8 protein-coding genes are annotated in these 6,359 nt (G+C 30.2%); all 8 read right to left on the bottom strand.

Translation table 11 applies throughout. The features are described 5' to 3' along the window. Nucleotides 1–104 precede the first annotated feature (104 nt). Complete coding sequence (locus SPD90_RS12340) at nucleotides 105–803, bottom strand: alpha/beta hydrolase (protein WP_320925427.1); 699 nt, start codon at nucleotides 801–803, stop codon at nucleotides 105–107. A gap of 130 nt (nucleotides 804–933) precedes the next feature. Continuing rightward, nucleotides 934–1,503, bottom strand: a complete 570-nt coding sequence (locus SPD90_RS12335) for a hypothetical protein (RefSeq protein ID WP_320925426.1) — start codon at nucleotides 1,501–1,503, stop codon at nucleotides 934–936. 150 nt (nucleotides 1,504–1,653) lie between these two features. Next, on the bottom strand, nucleotides 1,654–2,223 hold the full coding sequence (locus SPD90_RS12330; protein WP_320925425.1) for an HDIG domain-containing metalloprotein: 570 nt from the start codon (nucleotides 2,221–2,223) through the stop codon (nucleotides 1,654–1,656). A gap of 145 nt (nucleotides 2,224–2,368) precedes the next feature. Then, nucleotides 2,369–2,854 (bottom strand): cupin domain-containing protein, encoded by a 486-nt coding sequence (locus SPD90_RS12325; RefSeq protein ID WP_290692714.1) that lies wholly within the window; start codon nucleotides 2,852–2,854, stop codon nucleotides 2,369–2,371. 387 nt (nucleotides 2,855–3,241) lie between these two features. Then, nucleotides 3,242–4,207: a peptidylprolyl isomerase gene (locus SPD90_RS12320; protein ID WP_320925424.1), complete on the bottom strand. Its 966-nt coding sequence runs from the start codon at nucleotides 4,205–4,207 to the stop codon at nucleotides 3,242–3,244. Between the two features lie 15 nt (nucleotides 4,208–4,222). Further along, on the bottom strand, nucleotides 4,223–5,023 hold the full coding sequence (locus SPD90_RS12315; RefSeq protein ID WP_320925423.1) for a polysaccharide deacetylase family protein: 801 nt from the start codon (nucleotides 5,021–5,023) through the stop codon (nucleotides 4,223–4,225). Between the two features lie 371 nt (nucleotides 5,024–5,394). After that, a complete protein-coding gene (gene hisI, locus SPD90_RS12310; protein WP_331680162.1) occupies nucleotides 5,395–5,784 on the bottom strand; it encodes a phosphoribosyl-AMP cyclohydrolase in 390 nt (129 codons plus the stop codon). Between the two features lie 99 nt (nucleotides 5,785–5,883). Then, nucleotides 5,884–6,359, bottom strand: a 476-nt coding sequence (hisF, locus tag SPD90_RS12305; RefSeq protein ID WP_320925422.1) for an imidazole glycerol phosphate synthase subunit HisF, incomplete at its 5' end; no start/stop codon positions are given.

The raw sequence follows: 6,359 nt of genomic DNA, 5'->3' as shown, positions 1-6,359 counted from the left end.
ATATAATTTTTTATAAAATATTTTGATATTGTAAATAATTTATCTTTTAAAAAAAAGATTACAAAGTTCAAAACAATTTATTTGACTTTTGTAATCTATATAATTTAAATATTTTTTTCAACCCAATCTTCAAATACTTCTAACTGCTCTTTCGTATGAAAATAATGCTCTCCATCCTCCACAACATCAATTCCACAATTAAACTTCTCAGCAAACTCAAATACAAATTCAGACTCGCACATATCGTCCTTTGACCCATATAAAATACAAGTCTTACTATCCCATTTATCAATTGGATGCTCATTTACATAGCAGTAATAATCCCAATACAAAGTTTGTCCAATAGGTGTACCTATCTCTTGCTCTCTTTCAAGCCTTTCTTCATCTACATCAAACCACATCATCATATTTTCAATAATCCTCTTCATATTGACGACTGGAGATAAAAACAAAGACTGTTTTATATCACAATCTCTATACGTAAGCAGACTAAAGTATGCACCCATACTACATGCAAATAAGCTGATACTTTCCCATTTTTGCTTTGCATAATCCATAACTAAATCTAGCTCTCTTACGCAGTTTTGTACCTTACACAAAACACCGTCATTTCTACTTCCATGCTCCGGCAGGTCAAAGCTTATAACCTGATATCCCCTTTTCACAGCCTCTTTAGCAAGTATACCTACGACTGTATCCTCTTTATTTGACATGTTTCCATGTACAGCTATAAATAATTTATCAGAATCCTCTCCCCACAAAACTGCGGGTATGTTTTCTATTTCAAAAAATTTTTTAATCACAATATTCCCCTCTACTTTCTAAATAATTACTTCTCTCTTTTTATAACACATAGGAAATTATATTCCTTTAAAAATGTCAATAGATATAATTTCCGTATATGTGTTTCAAGAAAATCTACATTATAGGTCTTTAGAATAAAGATTTTCTTATCTTAAAATAATAATAGCATATCATAAAGATACTTCCAATCAAACAATCTAAGGTATCGATCATAGTATCTACAAGACCTCCAGCTTGACATTCAAACCCCAAAAACCTATCCATACCAAACTCGATAAGCTCCCAAATACTCGCCACACCCATGCTGAACATAAACATATATATCAAAATAAATACAGTTTTTTTCTTGGTGTCGACCTTATTTTCGGCAAAGCATCCGTATATAAAATACGCTAAGCTACAGCCTATAATTCCCGACCACACATGTAAAAAATCATCGTAATACTTTATATCGTAAAAATTCAAGCATGTGCCAAATAACAGCGACAACATAGTAAATACAATTAAAACAGCAGTTATCGAATCGTTAAATAGATGGTTGTATTTCTTATTTAGCCATCCTAAAACACTAATTCCAATTAAACTCAAAACGGCTATAGCTATATTTAAAAAACTACTTTGTAAAAAAAGATACACCAAAACAACTGCATAAATAGCGTATATAATCCTAAATATAATTTTAAGTCTATCTCTCGTCATAATCCGCCTCCAAAACTGATCTTTTTCTCAAAAAAACATCCTCAGTTATAGTATTGTGCTTTAAGACAAAAATAAACTCTATTTTAAGCTAAAAAATCTGCTTCCATTATATTACATGGAAACAGATTTTCTTAATCCTTATCTCGATTCTTATAAATCTCCCTTAAGTCCTATTTCTTCAGCAACTTCACGCATACCTAAAATAGTATCTTCTATTATTTCATTTAATTCTTTGCCTAGCATTTGGCATCCATTTTCTATGACTTCTCTATTTACACCAGCTGCAAAGCCTTTAGATTTGTATTTTTTCTTAACTGATTTAACTGTTATATCTAAAACACTCTTTGATGGTCTCATTATAACAGCTGCAGTTATAAGCCCTGTTAATTCATCTATAGTGTATAGAACTTTTTCCATGTCAGTTTCTGGTTTAACATCGTTTACAAGTCCGTAACCGTGGCTTATTATCGCACGTATTACTTCTTGATCTATACCTTTAGCTTCTAATATTTCTATAGTTTTTTTGCAGTGTTCTTCTGGATATAATTCATAGTCTACATCGTGTAATAATCCGACTACACCCCATTCATCAGGATTTCCACCATATAAATTAGCAAAATGTCTCATTACACCTTCTACTGTCAATCCATGTTTTATTAAATGTTCGTCCTTATTATATTCTGTAAATATTTCCCATGCTTCTTCTCTTGTTGGATACATGTAAACCACCCCTTATTTATGTATAATTATTTATTATGAAAATTCTTAATATAGATTATATAATTCTTTTACAATTTTATCAATATTTACAAACATAAAAAGCACTAGATAAATTCTAATGCTTTTTGTTAAATCATAATTTAGTTTAATGTTCAGAAGCTTGTGCATCTGACTTAGTTTGATGAACTGTACCAAACGGATGATGAGGTGGAGCATAAATTGCATACAATTTAAGCGGTTGATTACCTACATTGATAACATTGTGCCACTTGCCAGCAGGTATCACTATAGCAAAGTCATCGTAAATTCTCTTTTGAAAATCTAAATTATTTTTACTATCTCCCATCACCACAATTGCTTGACCTTCTTCAATTCGTATAAATTGATCAGTTGTTTCGTGGATTTCTAAGCCTATATCATCTCCCACATCTATACTCATAAGTGTAACTTGTAAATTTTCTCCTGTCCACAAAGCTGTTCGAAAAGTATTATTTTGTTTAGCTACATCGTTAATATTGATTGCCAATGGGTTTGGCCCGTAATCCTTTAGATTCATAGTATTTGTATTGTAATTAAACATATATGCTTGTTGACCATTTAAACAATTTTTCATACACATACTATTGTACATTTGAGGATTAATCCAAAATGGATATGGATACATATACCACATTTGAGGACCAAACCCAAAAGGATATGGATTTTGGTTGTATATAATTATCAACTCCTTTTTATAATCTTTATAATATTTATGCTATATATTTAATAAATATACTTAATTACACCCAACTCTAGCGAAGCTACACCGCTATATCAACTTCCATTATAAATATGTTTAAGAACTTTGTGAAGAATTATAGTTCTAAACATATCTTTTTCCAAAATAAAATCTATTCATTATAAATAATGTTTCTAAACTAATTAGATTTATATATATTTGTAAATAAAAAATGGCTAGACATGTTTATACCAAATGCCTAACCATTTTTATTTTCAAATTATCTAATATATTTAAATTTTAGTATCTCTCTACTTCAGCTTTATCTCTTAAAGTAGCTATATGTTCTAAATATTTATCTGCAAGTATTTTGCTTACAATTTGATCTTTTACATCGTCTAGTGATTTTTGTTCTGTCTTTTTGTCAGTTACTTTAACTATTTCATATCCAAAAGGAGTTTCAAATACATCTGATATATCGCCCTTGTTTAGTTTAAATACTTCATTTGTAAATTCAGCGTTTTTATCCTCTCTAGTGAAGTATCCTAGATATCCGCCTTTTTTACCAGTGCTTTGGTCGTCAGAGTTTTCTTTAGCTAGCTTTTCAAAATCTTCTCCTGATTTTACTTTTTCTAGTATACTATCAGCTTTAGATTTTAATTCTTCATTTTTAGAATCATCTACTGTTTTGCCATTTTCATCTACTGTTGTAACTAGTATATGGTAAGCTTCTACAGATTCTTCTTCGAAATCTTTTTTGTTTGCATCGTAGTATTTTTGGATTTCTTCATCTGTAACCTTTATATTTTCTTCAAATTTTTCTCTGTATTTTTGAACCATTAAATCTTTTTTAATAGTTTCCTTTAAGTAATCCTCATCTACATTTGCATCATCCAACAATTTCTTGTAATTTGTGTTTAAATCTAATACACCTTTGATTTGATCATATTTTTGATTTACTTCATCATCTGTAACTTTTATTTTATCCTTCTCTGCTTGTTCGTACACAACTTCATTATCTATCATATAAGATACTACTTGATTGTTTATTTCTTCTTGTGCCTCTTTATCATCTTCTGATTTATTAAATTCAGCTAAGTAATCCCTATTTGTATATCCTGCTGTAGCAACTAATATAGATTTTACTTTTTCAACTTCATCTTTTGAAACTTCAGTTTCTCCTACTTTAAATGCGTTGCCATTAGAGCATCCCACCATTGATAGGCAAAGAGCACCTACTAATCCTAAATATAATATTTTCTTCAATCCGTTCACCTACCTTTAGTTTTGACTTCCTAATTTTCCATTCCAATAATTTTGTTCTTGTTGATTTTGTGCTATTGGAAGTATTTCATATCCTTGTGATTTTAGATATTTAATTATGTCATCTAAAACAGCTACTGTCTGTTTTCTTTCATGAATTAAAACAGTTATATCGTCACCTACTGCATATTTTTTCAAATTAGCCATTATTTGTGGTGAAGTAGATTTCCAGTCTTCAGTATCTAAAGTCCAGTCCCATAATTTATATCCAGAAGCTACTAAATTATCGTAAGAAGATTGAGGAGTAAATGGTTTACTACCAAATGGCAATCTTATAACCTTAGAAGTTTCACCAGTTATTTTTGTAAAAGTTTTTGCACAAACATCAAATTCTTCCTTTGCAGATGTAGAAGTCTTATACAATTTGTGTATGTCGTGGCTCACACTGTGGAATCCAACAGTATTTCCAGCTTTTACTGCATTTTTTACTTGTTCAGGAAATGCTTCCATATTTCCATTTACCATAAAAAATGTTGCATTGACATTGTTGTTTTTTAATATTTCAACCATTTTATCAGTATATTCTGATGGTCCATCATCTATAGTAATATGAGCAACCTTACCGTAAGTTTTTGTAGGTCCTTTATTTATTTCCTTTGATGAATCGTAGATTATATCTGATACTGTAGTCGATGCTAACGTAGCATTTCTTTTGTATTCATTTTCACTTAATTTTTTATTGCTATTAGAACATCCAACAAGTGCTACTAAAGCTGCGATGATTAAAGTTATTATCACTAATTTCTTTCTTGTTTTCAAAGCGATTCCCCCTCATTATTTTATTTTTTTTGACATCAAATATCTCTATTTCTTATTTTCCTACATCAAGAACTTATAGTCAATAAAAAAACATTAACAATGTTGTAACATTTCACCTCCTGATACATCATCTGTATTCTCGATATCCTTATAGTCAATAAAAAAACATTAACAATGTTGTAACAAAAAAATCAAGTTACATATAAATACATTTTTTTCAAAAAAATAAACAATAGTAAATTCGCCTTTACTCTTGTTTATTTTTTAATCGATCGTATTATTCTTATTTTTTATTTATTCTATTTATCCATTATATTCAATATCTTTTCAAATAAATACTCTAGCATATAATATGTTGTCTCATAAAGATTTTATCTATATTCCTCAGGTACCTCCATCATTGGATTGAAAAAGCATGAATAGTTTCCAGTATGGCAAGCCACCCCTGTTTGTTTAACTAAAACAAGTATAGCATCTGCGTCACAATCGTAGTATAGGCCTTGAACATCTTGAATATGACCTGAAGTCAATCCCTTAGTCCATAATTCTTGTCTACTTCTACTAAAGTAGCATGCCTTCTTTTCTGTAAATGTCTTTTTTATAGATTCTTCATTCATATATGCAAGCATTAAAACTGCACCAGTGTCTACATCTTGTGCTATTGCAGGTATTAAGCCTCTTTCATCGAATTTTAAATTTTTTATTGCGTCAAAATCTATCTTTCCATTTAATGTTTTGTCTGTCGTAACTAATCCTTTCATTATTGTACTCCTCATTTTTTAGATTGATTATTTAAAATAATAGTATTCTAGCCCTTACATTAAAAATGTAAAGGCTATCTATAATTTTTATAATATAATTTATAATCTGACTTCTACACCTTGTTCCTTCATGTATTTCTTTAAGTCGTTTATTTTTATTTCGCCAAAGTGGAAAACTGAAGCTGCAAGTATTCCGTCTGCATTTGCTTCTTTAGCTGCTTGTACAAAGTGATCCATTTCTCCTGCACCACCTGATGCTATAACTGGCACGTTTACAGCAGCTGTTATTTTAGATAGCAATTCTATATCGTATCCGTTTTTCATACCGTCTTCATCAATACTGTTTACAACTATTTCGCCTGCACCTAGCTCTACACCTTTTATAGCCCACTTAATTGCGTCTAAGTCAGTTTTTTCTCTTCCACCTTTTACATATACACTCCAAGAACCTTCGTCATTTTTCTTATCATCCATTGATAAAACGACGCATTGTGCCCCGAATTTTTCTGAAGCTTCTCTTATAAGCTCTGGATTTCTAACTGCTGATGAGTTAACTGAAACCTTGTCAGCACCTT

Origin of the sequence: Intestinibacter sp. (assembly GCF_034113885.1) — a bacterium.
Taxonomy (GTDB): Bacteria; Bacillota; Clostridia; order Peptostreptococcales; family Peptostreptococcaceae; genus Intestinibacter.
The sequence above is the reverse complement of the archived record's forward strand: the minus strand, read 5'-3'. Positions and strand labels throughout refer to the sequence as shown.